We start from the raw sequence: 15705 nt of genomic DNA on the forward strand, positions 1-15705 counted from the left end.
GCCTTCCGGCGAGGACAGGTCCGGGCAGAGCCCGGAATCGGGTCAAGGGACTGGTCCCTTGCAGGTTCTTAGGGCAGCGCCCTGAGCCCCCGGAGGGCCTTCCGTCTTATAAATTTGCAATTTTCAAGGTTCGTTTGAGCCTGTTTTTTTCGGCCCAGTTTTTCATAGATTACTTGACACTACCGAAACTTCCCTGAGTCCGTCTACGTCAATGGAAAGATATTTCTGTGTTGTCCTAGAGCTGGCATGTCCTAATACCCCGGTAATGACGGGTACAGGAGTATTATTCGCGAGCATCGTAGTCGCCAGGGAATGCCTTAATGTATGGGCACCACGTTTCCGACCTCTCCGTTCGATGCCTGCCTTCTCAAAATTTTTATAAACAATCTGGGTGAGTATCTTGGCTGAAGTAAAAGCAGAGCTAGTGGTAGTATTTATAAAGATGTATTCCGAGCTCACATCAGGCCTGTGATTCTTCAGATAATCCAGAAGGAGAAACAGTACCTGTTCCGTAAATGGGACATTCACATGAATACCTGTTTTTTGTTGGGTTTTGCTGATGAGTTTTTTGTCCCAGTTGATTTCATCAAATCTCAGCCATATGATATCACTTGCTCTCAGACCGCATTCCGCAGCGATAAGAATCATACATTTGTCTCTGATGCCACATTTTTTTGCAGTGTCAATACTTTCAATCAGAATTTTAATCTCTTCTGGTGAATAGTAGGATAGAATAGAATCTCTTTTGTCAGTAGTAATCATTGGAAACAGTTGGTATCCATCAAAAGACGCCATCCCTTGTTCATACATGATGTTAAAGAATTGTCTGAGAGTAAACTGAACCCCGCTGATGGTTTGCGATCTGTAATTCAGACTGTTCACAAACTCATAAACATTCTTTCTATCAATGTTTGGCAGATCTGTCTGAGCATCTTCAAGATAACTTAGGAATTTTCTTACGGTCTGGAGTTTTCGTTTTACAGTCACATCCTTGATTCCTTCTTTTTGTCCATTTTTAAATATTTCGATGTACTTAGCGCTATTCATAATTTCCTCCTTTCATTTGCCAAGTACATTTAGTATAGCAGGTATATTTGTTTTAAAGTTATGAGAAGAGAATATAGAAAAACAGATTAAAAATCGTGAATTACAGCCATCTCTTCTCATAACTTTTCTCTTCTCATTATTTTTAAGGAAAGAACCAAAGGTGGGTTGAATAAGAGGGCAACTGTCGGTGCCCCCTTATTCAGCACACTTTTGGTTTTTCCGAATTGAACAAAGTCGCGTCCGGTATATGGGGATTCAATATCTCACATTCTGTCATTATTTTTTGGATAAGCAGAACTGTCTATGGAGAAGACGATCTCGAAAATCCAGGTATTTTTTTGATTTTGGGCAGAAATTCCCCTTACCCCAGTTTTGTAAGTACGGTATTCGTTTTGAGTTTGGTTTAGGCACTGTTTTTTCGGTGTGTCATATATCTGGAATACACCTTATATGATACGTTTCCTCCACAACACGGACATACTGTGACATCCTTTTTGTACAGTATCTTGATCGCATGTACTTTATCTTCCTTCCTGAACCGTCTCAGAAATTCACGGCAGCCGATCAGATTTCTGCAGATGGGAATCAGTTTTCGTTTATTATGGTTGCTCAGGAGCCCATAGTGACGTATCCTGACAAATCCTTTCGGAGGAACATGCATCAGGAAACGGCGGATGAATTCGGTACCTTCCAGGGTTAACTCCTTCCATTTACCTCCACATTTATAATCCTTTACCCGGATGGTTACCGTATTTTCATCCATATGGAGAATGCGGCTGTTGCTGATTGCAATCCGATGGGTGTAACGCCCCAGGTAATTCATCACAGTTTCTGCTCCGGCAAAGGATTCCCTGATATCTGTAACCCAGTCTTTTTTATAGCACGTATCCAGCAATTCCTGGTATTCATACTGGTTACGGTATTTTTGGGCATCACCTTCATAAGAAAGTTTTCCATTATCATGCAGCTGTTTCAGCCCGGACAGGAATTTTCCCTTAAAAAGCTTTGCCATTGCTTTCCCGGGCAGAAAATAGCCATCCTCTTTCTGGTGCCAGTTACGGTCTGTGTCCAACCCGCCGCAGGTTGATAACACATGAATGTGCGGGTGGTAAGAAAGATTGGATGCCCACGTATGCATAATGCTGATAAATCCGGGGGTGCCTCCCATATGGGAAGGGTCTTCTGAAAGCTCCTGGATGGTTTCTGCCACAGCATGAAAAAAGAGAGAATACAACTCTTTCTGATTACAGTAGATCAATGGGTTCAACTCACTTGGACAGGTAAAGACAAGGTGGTAATAATCAATGTCCAATACATGTTCATTCTGTGCATCAACCCATAATTCATTCGCTAACGCCTGGCACATCGGACAGGATCTGTCACGGCAGGAATTGTTATGGTACTGGATATGTCCGCATGTGTCACATTCAGAGATATTGGCTCCATATGCACCAGTCTTGCAGTTCAGGATATGATGTACGGTTTTTGCCTGACTTGCAGTGGGTGTGTAAGAGTCCAGATATTTCGGATAGAAATGCCGGAGGACATCCTGCATGGTAGGATTATCATTCATCACGGCTGCCCTCCCCATCCTTTTTTTCAAAAGTATCAAAGGGACTCCGGATACCCATAAGTGCTTTGGATGTCATCTGCAGATACACATCCGTGGAATTCGGGCTGCGGTGGCCTAACAGTTGTTGGATAAATGTATGGCTGACTCCGTCTTCAAGTGCGTGGCAGGCAAAGCAATGCCTCATTGTATGCGGTGTTACCCCTTCCGGAAGCCCGAGTTTCCGTGCATGATTTTTTATGAATAGTTGAACGGTTGAACTGGTAAGCGGCTCATCCCTTACTGTGCTTGGAAACAGCCATCCCATCGGGCGGTTAAAACGGTACCAGTATTCTGTAAGGATTTCCAGGTTCCTGTCACTTAATATGGTATAGCGGTCCTGTCGGTTCTTTGACAATGGAACATGTATCATCATCTGTTTCCTGCGGATATCTTCATAGCGCAGATGGCAGACTTCACTGACCCGAAGACCGGAGGAATACATCGTTGCAGTGATGGCCTTGTGCTTATAGTTATCCATAGAATCAATAAGTAGGTTTACCTGTTCCCGGGTAAGGATTATAGGGAGCTGCCTGTCGCGTTTCATTTTTGGTATTTTTTTGGAATCCCACACATATCCAAGAGTGTATTCAAAGAAGAAACGGATCGCTGCAGTATAGACATTAATTGTGGAAGCTTTTTTGTTCTCATGATCTTTCATGTAGAATATAAATTTCCGAATATCAGCGTAGGTAATGGACATGGCATCCTTATTAGTGAAATCAAGAAATCTTTTCACAAAACGATAATAGTCTTCACATGTATTTGATGTAAAATTTTTTAACTGCATATCCTGCAGTAATTTAAAAAGGTATTTTTCATTCATCGAAATGTCCTCCAATATAGTAAAAGAATTTTCCGTCAAGAAGTCCTTATCCTTATATTTGGAGGCGCATGGGCATCGTAAAAACACTTGTCTAAAATGATAATATATGTTAATCTGTTCATGGCAGTGGTGGTGTCGATCCTGTTTGATTGTTATTTTGTGGTGATTTAACAATACTACTTTTAGGACTTGGCTACCACTGCTTTTTATATTTCAAAGTAAAAACTGCGCCACAGCCTTGGCAGGCCATCGCGCAGCGATTTTGTTCAAGACTGGTTATGAGTAGAATGTCATAACCAGTCAACCTCCAGAGTCTCGCCGGGTTTGCGCTGGATACGCATAGTCGCTTTGCTGATTCTTGCCCATGCACGATAAAGATCACCAAACTGGGTGGACATATAAAACTTTTTGCCAGCAGCCTGAGCTTCGGCAGCGTACTCCGTCCAGAGCAGTGAAAGAGTCACTCCTTTTCGGGCTAGTTCACGATGGATTTTCGGAAAATCGGGCATCATTCGGTCCTTTCCCTTGTTTTTACGCTCTGGATAGAGGAGAGATTCCAGGACGGCATTTGTTGTTTCTGGAGATAGTGGCCAGCTGATCTTGAGTGCCGATGCCAGATTCAATACCTCCTGGATCGTACTGCGGGAACTGTGTACGCTTGCAGCGATCTCCCGCTGTGAGTAGTTGAGACTATGAAGTCTCAGGATTTCTCGATAATTAACCATGATTATCGACCTCCTATAAATGATAGTCGCACGAACATGCGCCATTTACCATTATAGGAGTTGGATTACCGATTGGCACAGCCACCCGACAAGGTGGTTCTATTTCACCGTCAAAGTGGTTCAGTTTTTCCGTGCAGTTGGTTCTAATGGAGCGTCATATACAAAAGTTATGGATAATCCATTGATTAATGTCCACAGAGATATGGAACTGGTAGCAAAACCGATCCTAATTAGAACATTCAATAATCCAGCAGAAATCGTAAGAGTCTGCGAAAGCGAAGTGGGCAAGGTATTTCCTGTGCTCCGTAATGGTGTAGATGAAATCTATGTGATGGATTATGAAGCATACCGTATGAGGGAAGATTATTTGGTTAATTTGTTAAAATCAGAGATAAACAGGAAAGAGTAATATACGATGTTTTTATCTATGAATAATAACGGATTATGCTATAATTAATTTAACAATCTAAGCAAAGGATGTAGGTGTCAAATATGGCTTTTATCAAAGATGAGCATTTATATACAACTGGTGGACTGAGTATTAATGGAAAACAGGGTTTCAAATATGCGGACATTATTTTAGGATACGGTGAAAACTATTATCATGCGGTATTCTTTAAATTTCAGAACTTTTTTACAATAATGATGGATGATTATCAAACATTTCCAACTATGGAAATAGCATCAAAGGTTTTGACTATGCTTTCCGAGATTGACATAACAGGTCCTGCTTCTGAAAAAATTGATAATGAAAAAATCAAAGCTTTGCTTTCTAATTTGAATCAAGATAAGAACTATTACAAGATTGGTAACTATATTGTAAGAACGACCGAGAGAACTGTACCTTGTAAAAAGACTGAGTTTTTATTAAATTCAATGATTCCACTTGCAAATGTGAATGCCTGTATTACCAATATGGGCACGAGGCTTCAAGTTACTATTAATAACGAGAATAAACAAAAACTGGATAAGTATGATAAAGAGTTTTTCGTTTCAGCAGCTGGAGAAATCGTATTTAAAGAACTTATGTGTCTAAAAGCCTATCCTGATATGGATAACATTGTTCTTGATTTAGTTTCTGAACATGAATTTTTCATGAAGAATTCTCATCTGAATGGTATGAAAATAACTGGTAATTTACTATGGACGATGCAAGTAATGGAATATTCGTTGAACAAAGATAGGGATAATCCGATAGAAATGAGGATTGAAGATAAATCATTAAACACTGGAAAAAGAAGATTCTTTTTTCTGTTTTCGATACATGGACTTAAAATTAGAACAGATGTTAGATTTGGTTTGGTTACATTTTCTAATGAAAGTGGAATTGACACCGATAGAGAAAAAGAATATACAACAGCGCTTGGGCAAAGTGATTATTGTTATGCACAAATTGCAATTGTAAATGAGTCTTTAAGAATGGCTGCAGAAGAGGCAATAAAGGTGGTTGATAAAGCTATTACACTTTTGCAAATAATATTATTGGATGATTCACCACGGGAATTTTACAACACTAAAGATACGTATAGATCATGGGAGTTCAAAATGTTAAGTTCTTCTCTTACGGTTGATGAACATTTTTATGTTGAAGATGTTGTAAGTGCTCAGCAGTATGCTATGCTAAATCGAAAAAACAGCCTTATTACTCAACCTATTATTGTAGATGAGGAGTTTTCAAATCTTCTCAATAAAGACAATGTTTTGGAAGATTTTTTCTACTTAGATAAAAGTAAGGATAAAAACAAGAAGGCAGAGGATTTGTTACAGGCTATTGTTTGGCTGAATGCATCACTAAAAACAGAAAATTATAAAGAGAAAGTTATATCTCTTTATAATTGTTTGGAGTTTTTGGTTACCGGTGAGAAAGGGAAATTATTGAGTCAAGAACTACATTTAACTTATGGAGCTGAGTATGATGTTTCGATTGAAGAAATTAGAAGGGTCGTTAGCAAAATCAAGAATGAAGAATTAAGGGAACGAATCAGTGGTGTGATAAAATCTTCATTTGAAGGAAATTCAAGCCTACAGAGTAAGTTGGAAGCTTTAATTGAGCGTCTTCCTATAACTTTTGAAAGTAGAGATTGGGCGTTGTTTAACAAATTAAAACAGAATAGACAGAGATTGATACATAATAAAAAAATTTCTGCGCCTATTACTAAACAAGAATTGAATGAACTATTCCATCTTTTTTCAAAAGTTATTATTTATAGAATTATAGACGTTAGTAATGGAGGGGAAAATGATTGATATAATTAGTTCATCTATCAGGTTGGGAAAATTATTGAGAGAACATAGTGAATTAAATGATATAGCCGTTTTTTTCTCACAGATAGAAAATGAAAAAAGCAATCCGTGGGCATTGGAGTATGTAAAACTCATATCTTCTAAATTGAGGCAATATGGACTATATGCTTTTGATGTAGTTGATCAGATTTTGATTCAGAATCTTAAAAATGAAGATGATTTTGTGAAAAGAATGGCTTCGGAGATAAGAACGTTCGTTACGGTAAAGCCTAATTATAAAGAGATTCTTGGCTTATCAAAGAAATATGGGGAAGTATTAGAGGATTATGTTGGACAACTTTTAACCAAAACAAATGACTATCCGCAGATTAAAATAGAAAATGTATCATTAAAAATTCAACAATGTTCCAATGAACTTTCTACTGCAGTACTACGTAGTGGAGTTTTAAGCTGGATAAGTGATCCTAATAAAATGGAGATTTTGAAAAAGGAAATGTCTTTTGTTGGGGAATATGAAGCTCAGACAGCAGAATTTGAACATTTACATCCATATAATAAAAATACACGAAAAGTGATGAATTCCCTTAGTACAAAACAAAGACAAATTGCCTATCAAATTGAAAACATTAAGTTTGTTCAGTTTTTGTCAAGAAGTGGAATACTTCAAGGATTTTTCTTTGAACTATTTGATATTCCTGAGTCTCATATAATAAAAATCAAAGAAATACATAGAGATAAAAGTATACATCCTATAATAATAAAAACAGATTTGATATATCCAACAAATCACATGTTTTTATTTAGATACTTTTTTGAAGGCAAAGTATCTTATATGTTAGCAAAACGGGTGACTATTCACTTTTCACGTGAAGATATGTCAACAACAACTCTAATTGGATATAAATATCCTACAAATGAATATTCTTTGTTGAGAATTGATTAATAGGGATATTATGTAAAATCTACATAACAATCGTGCATTGCAACCTGTATGGCTGTTTTATACTCCAAAACTGTTGTCCATAATGACAATCACTCGTGAGCGGCAGTCCGATCATTCAGGACGGGAAATTGGTAGGCGCAGTGACCCATGTTTTGGTCAATGACCCCACCACCGGCTATGGGATTTTCATTGAAAACATGCTGGAAGCAGCGGGATAGAAAAATGCCCTTGGTATCCATAGTTTTACCAAGGGCATTCACTTTATTTTTCTGTAATAAATGTCCAGTTCTTGCGAAGTGATTCGGGCATAAGTTCTTTGAGTTTTTGCGCATCAGAAATCAAGTTTCTGTTACCAAAGTGGAAAAAGAAAAATTCACCAACGCCATTATTGTAACCTAATTGGAATTCGAGTTCTTTTTTAAAATAAGGAAATACAGGTTTAATTTGAGCATCGACAGCCCATACAACATCCATACCATTGGTGTTAATATTATTAATAATCCACTGCTCATTTTCAGAAAACCATTTCCAAAATTGATTTGCTGCGGTAGTGTCCATTTCTTTCTTTCCAAACGAAAACATAAGAAATCCTCCTTTGTATGATGAAATTATCATAATGTAAAATGGCGCTGATTTCAAGCGTAATGTTGTCCCTAATGACAATCACTCGTGTCAGGGAGTCCGATTTTGCAGAATGGCAAGCTGGTAGGTGCTGTGACGCACGTTCTTGTGAATGATCCAACGAGAGGGTATGGGATTTTCATTGAAAATATGCTGGATGCGGCAGAATAAAACAGTGTCAGAGGTATTTTGCCTCTGGCATTTTTCTATGCGATGTGTTAAATTAAATTTAGTTTTTCATATTTCGGAGGATAAATATGGAATTTAGAAATAAATGCACCCACGTTCTTCGGTCAATCTTCGGATGGTTTTTGATCGTGCAGGGTGGACTATGGGGTGGAAGCGCGGGAATTTGTGCTTTTGCTGCGTTGTTTGGCGGGCTGGAGATCGATTCCTTTGGAGAGCGACTGAGTTTTTTTGCGATATCCCTTGTGATGGCGGTTGGTTTTTTTGCGATTCTCTGGCTGGGAATCCGGTTAAAGAACGGTGGCCAAAAAAAGATTGCTGATCCGGTAGAAATACTATCAATTCCCAGGCAGGAGAATGGATGCAATGAATATCTTGATGATGTCACGTTCATCTCAGGAATGCGGCACATTGTGACGCCGGATGGTCACTGGCAGCAATATGATGTAATACTGAACGCCAGAGGCTACGGCTGGGATATGATGAAGGCATGGGCGGACTATCTGTCCGGGGCAGATCTGGAACATATCTCTGAGGTCATAGCCGGAACAATGGGCGCAGCAGAAAGATCTGTGACTCAGTCCTATATCGGCCACGGAAGAAAATGCACGCAAACCCCCGAACTGGTTGCGGAACAAGGAATGCTTTCCATTGCGGGAATGAGCAAGGTGCTGCTCGCCCCGTAAAAATCGTCTGGATCAATCAAACAAATCAATTGCGCCTTTTTACTACTGTGGATGATGAATCAGCATTGAGAAAATATGTGGAGACGATGATTCGCCGCAGTTTTGGAACCAAAGATGCCATGAAGCTTGGAAAATCCATTGCGGCCTCCGAGAAGGCACCGACTCCGCCCAGTCAGCCGATGGAGTCACCTGCAAAGACATCAGATCAGGCTAACCAGCCTCAGAAGTCCACAGAAAAGGTACCTGAGAAGCCCATTCCCACGAAGAAGCTGAACCTGGGCACGTTTTCCTTTAGCGATGCCGACCGTCAGAAGCTGGCGGTGTTGCCGAAGAAGGGTCTGCCGGAAAAACTGGATACTGCGGAAGCCCATATTGCCCTGCTGGATGTGTTGGATTCCGTTATGGATACAACTGTGACAAGGTTGAATACAGCTAACTTCTGGAAATTCCCAGATGGGATGCCGGAGGAGGAGAAGGTCAAACGTATTCAGGTCAATGCCGTATCGGTAATGCTGACAGTTGACGCTTCCCTTCCCATAATAAACCCGGATTTTCTCAGGAAAAAGGTCGAAAATGCAGATTTTGACCAGCTTTTGAACGCATGGGCGGTGCTGAACTATTATTCCAGTGCACTGAAGCCGAAGTATACGGAAAACATCCGGAATTTCCGGGACTATATCCATAATGCACTGCTAACCCGCTACGGCGGTTACGCAAGAAAGTACCTCGTGCCGTCAAAGCTGGAGGGTACTGGGATCTACGTGAAATCTGCGATGCTGTTGGAATGGCTGAAATGCAACCCTCTGGCGGGGCAGTATGAACTGCGTGGCGCTATGCCCCTGACAGAAAAGGAGCCTGTCATTACCTTGTACGAGGACGGTGTAAAGACCCGGGAATACCGTCTGCAAACGGAAAATGATGAGGATTTCACCGGAAAGTATTTCCTGATCAGCATCCGAATGGGAATGCAAGGAAATCCTTCCGTTCCTGTGGCGCAGATCGACGGCTTTATCTCCGACACTCCGGAGGAACGTAAAATGATGATACAGGATATTGGATACCGGATGGAAGGATTTTTTCTGGTCTGCGGCGGAAAAAATGCCAAAGTTCGTCAGGAAATGAACCGAGGGCAGGATCTTCCCATGAAAGCGCTGAAATACGTGGGATATACCACGCCCAGCAATATCCGGATGGTGGGCATCTGCCCGGATTGTGGAAAATCTTTCTGCTTCCACGCCTATTCCCTTTACATGGGGCAATGTGATGTGGCCTATTCTGACGACGGTTTGGACTGTTGCTCGATTTCGTCACCAGCAATCGATATAGACACCTGGACGTATCAGACCGACGGAAAAACCTTCCGCTATTACAATTCCTTCTGCTGTCCCCATTGTGGCACGCCTTATATCGATTATCGGAAATTTCCCCAAAATAAGAAATTTGGCGTGTCCGGTTGTGTCCATCTGGGAAGAAAATTATATTATGATAATACTGCCAATCAATAAAGCAGCTGGTGATCTTCAAGAGGGCAGCCTTCAATTTTTGTTGTGTGTTAAATTGGTTCGGTAAAGTATAATTGACTGGGTTCTTTGCGTATGCAAAGAATTGCCCGAGGTGGCGGGATAAAAGCCTTCCTTTTGGCAAAGGGAGGTGGCACGGCGGAGCCGTGACGGAGGGATTGAAAAGTGTCGATATTTGACAATCCCCCAGTCAGCTCCGCTGACAGCCCCCTTTACACAAAGGGGCCTTGGGTTGGCATCATCGTTAAACCCACGTATTGGTGAATGACCCGACGAGAGGGTATGGTATTTTTATCGAAAATATGCTGGATGCGGCAGGATAAATGATTTGACAGGGGCGGTATGCCCCTGTCATTTTGCAGTTGTACATGCTATAATATATCCAAATAAGATGATTTGGCAAAGGAATGGGTAAGATGGGATTATTTGATGCTTTTAAAAAAAAGGAAGTTGAATTAACCGAAGACCAAAAGAAATGGAATAAGATGTGGGAACTTTGGGTCGAAGGAAATGCAGAGTCACCTTATGCAGAATTGATGACATATCAAGGTGAGATCAACAACGGCGGACATGATCAATATTTTACCAATATTGAAAATACCAGTCATATACAAAAAGATGTGTCAGTGTTGGAAAGCATCTTGTCTGAGAAACTGAAACAGAATTTACAAAAGGCATATCAAGCATATTTGCTCTTAGAAGAAAAAGAGGACGATGAATATGCCGAAGAAACTATGGAACAATGTGATAATGTGTTCTATGATAATGAAGAAGAAATCAATCAGATGTTGAAAGAATATGCGACCAGAATAGAGATATAAGCCGAGACTTGTGTTACATAGCAGCCATGCATTTTCCATGCATGGCTGTTTTGTGCCTAAAACTGTTGTCCCTAATGACAATCACTCGTGTGCGGATCACCAATAATACAACAGCAATCCACAGAGCACAAAGATGTTACGCAGCGCCTTATAAGGAAACAACGGCCGGCTCCTAATTGTATGGTTTGGAGTTTATGTTCATTTGATTAAGGCAAAATCCATCACTTTCAAAAATGAAAAATTTTTAAAGTTTCGAAAGTGGTGATATCTTTGGAACGGAAAACTGTTACAAGTTGCAAAAATCCTTTCCAGAAATGAAGATAAATCAAATTCCATTCCCTAAAAGTGTGCATTTGCACAAAAATAGGGAATGGATATTGTATGGCGGATGGACGACCTTGGGAGTGTTGTAGGGACAAGTGCGCCCATTTTACGATTGAAATTCGAGCAATCGTAAAAATTTACGACCGAAATTATGCGTGTTTTCACGCATAATTTGAATTAAAAGCACATATAATCAATTTAACTCAAAATATTTCAATTTAACTTTTGGGAAGTTAAAACGCAATTGATTGAGTGAAAACAAAATTTTGAAACGGATTAGAACAAAAATATTGTTTTAATCCGTTTTTATGTTATAATACTAATAGATAGTAGTAAAGGAAGGTGTATTTTATGAAGCTGTTAAGGGTTCGTGCATCAAACTATAAAAATTGCTGCAATGATTTTACGATTGATCTCGTGGCAAAATCTAAAAAGACAAGCGAAGATAAAGAATATGAGCTGCAGGAGATTGCAGAGGATTTGTATGTTTTCAATACCATTTCATTTGTTGGTAAGAATGCTTCCGGTAAAACATCTGCGATTGAGTTGATGGAGTGCAGCTATTCCATTCTCAGTGAGTTCCGTTTAGAAGATAAACATTATAATTACGATAATGTGAAATTAGAAATCATTTTCTATCATGAGGATTCTATTTACAAGTACAATACAGTTTTGAAAGCTGATCCGAATTTAGGAAGCAAAGCTAATTTTACAGAGCAGCATATCTACAAGAAAAAATACTATAAATCCAAAGTAAAAGATATTTATTCTGACGATGGATTTGAGGAAATTGGTGATTTGGGCGAGCTTCCGGAAGATACATCCATTATATTCTTTGTTCTGAAAAAGAAAGCTACCCGTGCGGTCTACTTTAACTGTGACGGCGAGGGCGCAGACACTTATCGTCTGATGTTCAGAGCAATGAAAACTTATAAAATATCAAAAGAAGTTCTGACGAAAGTTATCAAGATTTTTGATGATAAGATTCAGAGCCTGGAAATGATGGATGAGAAACATTATAAACTCACCTATCAGGATCGAGTGAAAGAACTTTCGGATTCGGAATTGGTTTATATGCTTTCCAGTGGTACAACAAAAGGTGTTCTGCTTTATGTTTTTGTAGTTGCAGCGCTGGAAAATGGCTTTGATTTGCTGATTGATGAAGTGGAAAATCACTTCCATAAAACATTGGTTGAAAATATGATTAGCTTATTCAAAGATAAGACTGTGAATAAGAAATCTGCAACACTTATATTTACAACCCATTACTGCGAAGTTTTGGATTTGTTTAATCGTCAGGATAACATTTGGATTGCAAAATCAGATAACAAGATTCGTCTGGACAATATGTATGAAACATACAACATCAGACCGGAGCTTTTGAAGAGCCGTCAGTTTTACAACAACGCCTTTGATACTTCTGTGAACTACGAAGATCTCATGGCATTGAAGAAGGAGCTGATGAGATGAAGTATCTGATTATGTGTGAAGGTCCGAATGAACTTGAAATTATCCGAATGTTGTTGGAACACAATAAACTGATTTTCACAGAAGATGATTTGCTGAACTTGGTTCCTTATCATGCAAGACAGATTGCAAGTAACCCTACTGTAAAGGCTGCACTGAATCTGTATCATGGAGATGTTCAGGTCTTGAGAATCGGTGACAAACTAAATGATGAACTAAAGATTCCAAAAGAATATAAAGGGAAGATTAAAGGCATCGAAAAATACTGTACCAAACCGGAATTAGAAATGTTGCTGATCATTTCTGAAGGCATGACTGCTGACTTTGAAAAGGAGAAATCCAAGAAAAGTCCAAAATCTTTCAGTAAAGAAAATGTGGTTTACAATAGAACCCGTTATGATAACAGCACTGCTTTTTATCGTGAGTATTACGGTGACCGAATTGATTTACTGGTAGATACGATTAAACGATATAAGCAGCTGAAAGGCAAGCATCAGAGAGATGAACTTTATCTGGCGGATTTGCTGAAATAAAAATGAATATTGATTGAGCGAAAGCATTCAACTTAACGGTTGGGTGCTTTTTTTTTGTACTCTACCAATGAGGCAATAAAACTTTACTGTAGAAACAATTACAATTTTCTCGAAAGCCAAAACAAGCTAATTTCCCTTAGGAACTAAGGGCGCACTTCTATACCGGTTATTCCATTACGGTATGTGCGTTCTCCGAAGGTAGATGCTCCTGTGTCTGAACACATTCACATATTGCGGAATTGCATTCCGGTCAAGAGATAACTCTTGCGGCTGACGCCTATCTCATTTTACATACCTTGCATTTTGCAAGGATGAATACACACAGGAGGATAACGAAAATGGAAAGTAAAAGAGAATCCATTTTAAAAGAAAAAGAAGAAGCTGAGCTGAAAGTCCAGCAGTACGAAAACAAAATTAAGCTTTTACAGAATCGCAAGCAGCATCTGGAAAGGAAAGCTGACCGCCAGCGTACCCACCACCTTTGCAATATGGGTGGTGCAATCCAGAGCATTTCAAAAGAAGCAGATTCTTTGACAAAGGTAGAGTTCTACACTCTGATGGAACAGGTCTTTGCGCTTCCTGCGGTGCAGGAACTGGTTGATGCAGCCATGCAGAACCATGAGCCGGGAGGTGATAGCTGATGGCGCTATATCACTTCCATGTGGATCAGATTAAGCGAAGCGAAGGTCGCACGGCTGTTGCCAGTGCTGCCTATCGTGCCGGTGAAAAACTGCATAATCTCTGGGATGGTGAAACCCACGATTACACTAAGAAGGGCGGTGTGATTCTGGCAGAAATCATTCTGCCGGAACACGCACCAAAAAGATTTTCGGACAGATCAACGCTATGGAATGAAGTGGAGCAGATTGAGAAGCATTACAAAGCACAGCTTGCTTACAGTTTCGACATGGCTCTGCAAAATGAATTTTCCTTAGAGGAGAACATGGAACTGGCAAGAGAATTTGTCCAGAAATACTTTGTCTCTGATGGCATGATTTGCGATCTTGCGGTACATCAACCAGACCGAGAAGAAGGCGGCATCCCCAATCCACATTTTCATGTGTTGGTGCCAATTCGTCCGCTGAACGATGATGGAACATGGGGAGCCAAGCAGCATCGAGTATATCATCTGGATGAGGATGGCAACCGCATCAAAAAGGAAAATGGCGGGTGGGAGTTCGATGCTGTTCCAACTACAAATTGGGGCAGACCGGAAACGCTGGATATGTGGCGTGAAGCCTGGGCAGATATGGTAAATGCCAGATTTGAAGAAAAAGGTCTGGACTACCGCATCGACCATCGTTCTTATGTAGATCAGGGACTGGATTTGATTCCAACTGTCCATGAAGGCCCCCATGTTCGCAAAATGGAGAAGAAAGGTATTCGTACCGAAAAGGGTGAGTTGAACCGTTGGATCAAAGCTACCAATCGTATGATTCGCAGTATGCGAGCTACCATTGCGGCGTTGAAAGAGTGGATTCAGGAAGCAAAAGAAATTCTGAAAGAACCGCAAGAGATTTATCTGGCACAGTTGCTCAGCGATGCCCATACCTTGCGTAATCAGACGGCGATGACCTATTCCAGAGGGAAAACCAAAGCGAAGAAAAACAACCTGAAGCGTTTCATGGATGAGTGCAATTACATGAAACAGCGAGGGGTTCTGACACTTAGCGATTTTGAAAAGTATCTTTCTTCTGCCAGCGAAAAAGTGGAAGCCAGAAAAACTTCCATGAACCAAAAACAGATACGATTGAAAGAACTTCAGCAGCTGATGGAGGATGCAAAGACCTACACCGAATTGAAGCCGGTCTTGGATGAAATGAAGAAAGAAAAATACCGTTTTACCAAAGCCAAGGAGAAATACAAGGCAGAACATGAAGGCGAGCTTCGCCAGTTCTACATGGTAAAGCGCAAACTGAAAGAAAAGGGGTTTGAAAAAGAGACGTTTCCGCTGAAAGCATGGCAGAGAGAATTTTCTGAACTGTCTGCACAGCGAGAAACTGAATATCAGGAATATAAACTTCTTCAAAAAGATCTGACTTTGTTGTATCAGATCAAGGGTGATGTAGACAAAGCGATGCGTGAAACCTGTTCCGAAATGCAGCGTTACGATAAAACAAAAGAAACAGAAACCATATTGTAATCAGGAGGTG

General features: G+C 40.2%; 15 protein-coding genes and 3 pseudogenes. 13 read left to right on the top strand and 5 right to left on the bottom strand.

The window, feature by feature from the left end; genetic code table 11:
* Positions 1 to 162: 162 nt before the first annotated feature.
* The 4 genes from ACTNBF_RS14005 to ACTNBF_RS14020 all read right to left on the bottom strand — a co-directional run bounded on the left by ACTNBF_RS14005 (position 163) and on the right by ACTNBF_RS14020 (position 4207).
* On the bottom strand, positions 163 to 1047 hold the full coding sequence (locus ACTNBF_RS14005; RefSeq protein WP_441089487.1) for a tyrosine-type recombinase/integrase: 885 nt from the start codon (positions 1045 to 1047) through the stop codon (positions 163 to 165).
* A gap of 403 nt (positions 1048 to 1450) precedes the next feature.
* Positions 1451 to 2620 carry an IS91 family transposase gene (locus ACTNBF_RS14010; protein WP_441089488.1) on the bottom strand — a complete coding sequence of 390 codons (1170 nt, stop codon included), beginning with the start codon at positions 2618 to 2620 and terminating at the stop codon, positions 1451 to 1453.
* Positions 2613 to 3482, bottom strand: coding sequence for a tyrosine-type recombinase/integrase (locus tag ACTNBF_RS14015; protein WP_441024464.1), 870 nt, complete (start codon positions 3480 to 3482; stop codon positions 2613 to 2615). Before ACTNBF_RS14015 ends, ACTNBF_RS14010 begins: the two co-directional genes overlap by 8 nt.
* Positions 3483 to 3772: 290 nt before the next feature.
* Positions 3773 to 4207: a hypothetical protein gene (locus ACTNBF_RS14020; RefSeq protein WP_441089489.1), complete on the bottom strand. Its 435-nt coding sequence runs from the start codon at positions 4205 to 4207 to the stop codon at positions 3773 to 3775.
* Between the two features lie 169 nt (positions 4208 to 4376).
* Between ACTNBF_RS14020 and ACTNBF_RS14025 the strand changes: the two genes are divergently transcribed.
* The 4 genes and pseudogenes from ACTNBF_RS14025 to ACTNBF_RS14040 all read left to right on the top strand — a co-directional run.
* Positions 4377 to 4616 carry a hypothetical protein gene (locus tag ACTNBF_RS14025; RefSeq protein ID WP_441089490.1) on the top strand — a complete coding sequence of 80 codons (240 nt, stop codon included), beginning with the start codon at positions 4377 to 4379 and terminating at the stop codon, positions 4614 to 4616.
* An 83-nt stretch (positions 4617 to 4699) separates the two neighbouring features.
* A complete protein-coding gene (locus ACTNBF_RS14030) occupies positions 4700 to 6454 on the top strand; it encodes a hypothetical protein (protein ID WP_441089491.1) in 1755 nt (584 codons plus the stop codon).
* A complete protein-coding gene (locus ACTNBF_RS14035; protein ID WP_441089492.1) occupies positions 6447 to 7394 on the top strand; it encodes a hypothetical protein in 948 nt (315 codons plus the stop codon). The genes ACTNBF_RS14030 and ACTNBF_RS14035 overlap by 8 nt, the downstream gene beginning before the upstream one ends.
* A gap of 95 nt (positions 7395 to 7489) precedes the next feature.
* Positions 7490 to 7612: pseudogene (locus ACTNBF_RS14040) on the top strand (SpoIVB peptidase S55 domain-containing protein); the annotation flags it as partial.
* Positions 7613 to 7655: 43 nt separating this feature from the next.
* Here ACTNBF_RS14040 and ACTNBF_RS14045 read toward each other — a convergent pair.
* Positions 7656 to 7976, bottom strand: a complete 321-nt coding sequence (locus ACTNBF_RS14045; RefSeq protein WP_441089493.1) for a hypothetical protein — start codon at positions 7974 to 7976, stop codon at positions 7656 to 7658.
* 87 nt (positions 7977 to 8063) lie between these two features.
* Between ACTNBF_RS14045 and ACTNBF_RS14050 the strand changes: the two are divergent.
* The 9 genes and pseudogenes from ACTNBF_RS14050 to mobQ all read left to right on the top strand — a co-directional run.
* Positions 8064 to 8186 (top strand): annotated as a pseudogene (locus ACTNBF_RS14050) (SpoIVB peptidase S55 domain-containing protein); the annotation flags it as partial.
* Between the two features lie 86 nt (positions 8187 to 8272).
* Positions 8273 to 8887 (top strand): hypothetical protein, encoded by a 615-nt coding sequence (locus tag ACTNBF_RS14055; protein WP_441089494.1) that lies wholly within the window; start codon positions 8273 to 8275, stop codon positions 8885 to 8887.
* A 47-nt stretch (positions 8888 to 8934) separates the two neighbouring features.
* Complete coding sequence (locus ACTNBF_RS14060) at positions 8935 to 10392, top strand: hypothetical protein (protein ID WP_441089495.1); 1458 nt, start codon at positions 8935 to 8937, stop codon at positions 10390 to 10392.
* 266 nt (positions 10393 to 10658) lie between these two features.
* Positions 10659 to 10730, top strand: a pseudogene (locus tag ACTNBF_RS14065) (SpoIVB peptidase S55 domain-containing protein); the annotation flags it as partial.
* Between the two features lie 93 nt (positions 10731 to 10823).
* Positions 10824 to 11228 carry a DMP19 family protein gene (locus tag ACTNBF_RS14070; RefSeq protein WP_441089496.1) on the top strand — a complete coding sequence of 135 codons (405 nt, stop codon included), beginning with the start codon at positions 10824 to 10826 and terminating at the stop codon, positions 11226 to 11228.
* A gap of 675 nt (positions 11229 to 11903) precedes the next feature.
* On the top strand, positions 11904 to 13022 hold the full coding sequence (locus tag ACTNBF_RS14075) for an AAA family ATPase (protein ID WP_441089497.1): 1119 nt from the start codon (positions 11904 to 11906) through the stop codon (positions 13020 to 13022).
* Positions 13019 to 13552, top strand: coding sequence for a GNAT family acetyltransferase (locus tag ACTNBF_RS14080; RefSeq protein WP_441089498.1), 534 nt, complete (start codon positions 13019 to 13021; stop codon positions 13550 to 13552). Before ACTNBF_RS14075 ends, ACTNBF_RS14080 begins: the two co-directional genes overlap by 4 nt.
* 338 nt (positions 13553 to 13890) lie before the next feature.
* On the top strand, positions 13891 to 14193 hold the full coding sequence (locus ACTNBF_RS14085) for a DUF3847 domain-containing protein (protein WP_441089499.1): 303 nt from the start codon (positions 13891 to 13893) through the stop codon (positions 14191 to 14193).
* Entirely contained in the window at positions 14193 to 15695 is a 1503-nt protein-coding gene (mobQ, locus tag ACTNBF_RS14090; RefSeq protein WP_441089500.1) for a MobQ family relaxase, read from the top strand. The genes ACTNBF_RS14085 and mobQ overlap by 1 nt, the downstream gene beginning before the upstream one ends.
* Positions 15696 to 15705: the final 10 nt, after the last annotated feature.

Source organism: Bariatricus sp. HCP28S3_A4 (assembly GCF_052066395.1).
Taxonomy (GTDB): Bacteria; Bacillota; Clostridia; order Lachnospirales; family Lachnospiraceae; genus Allocoprococcus.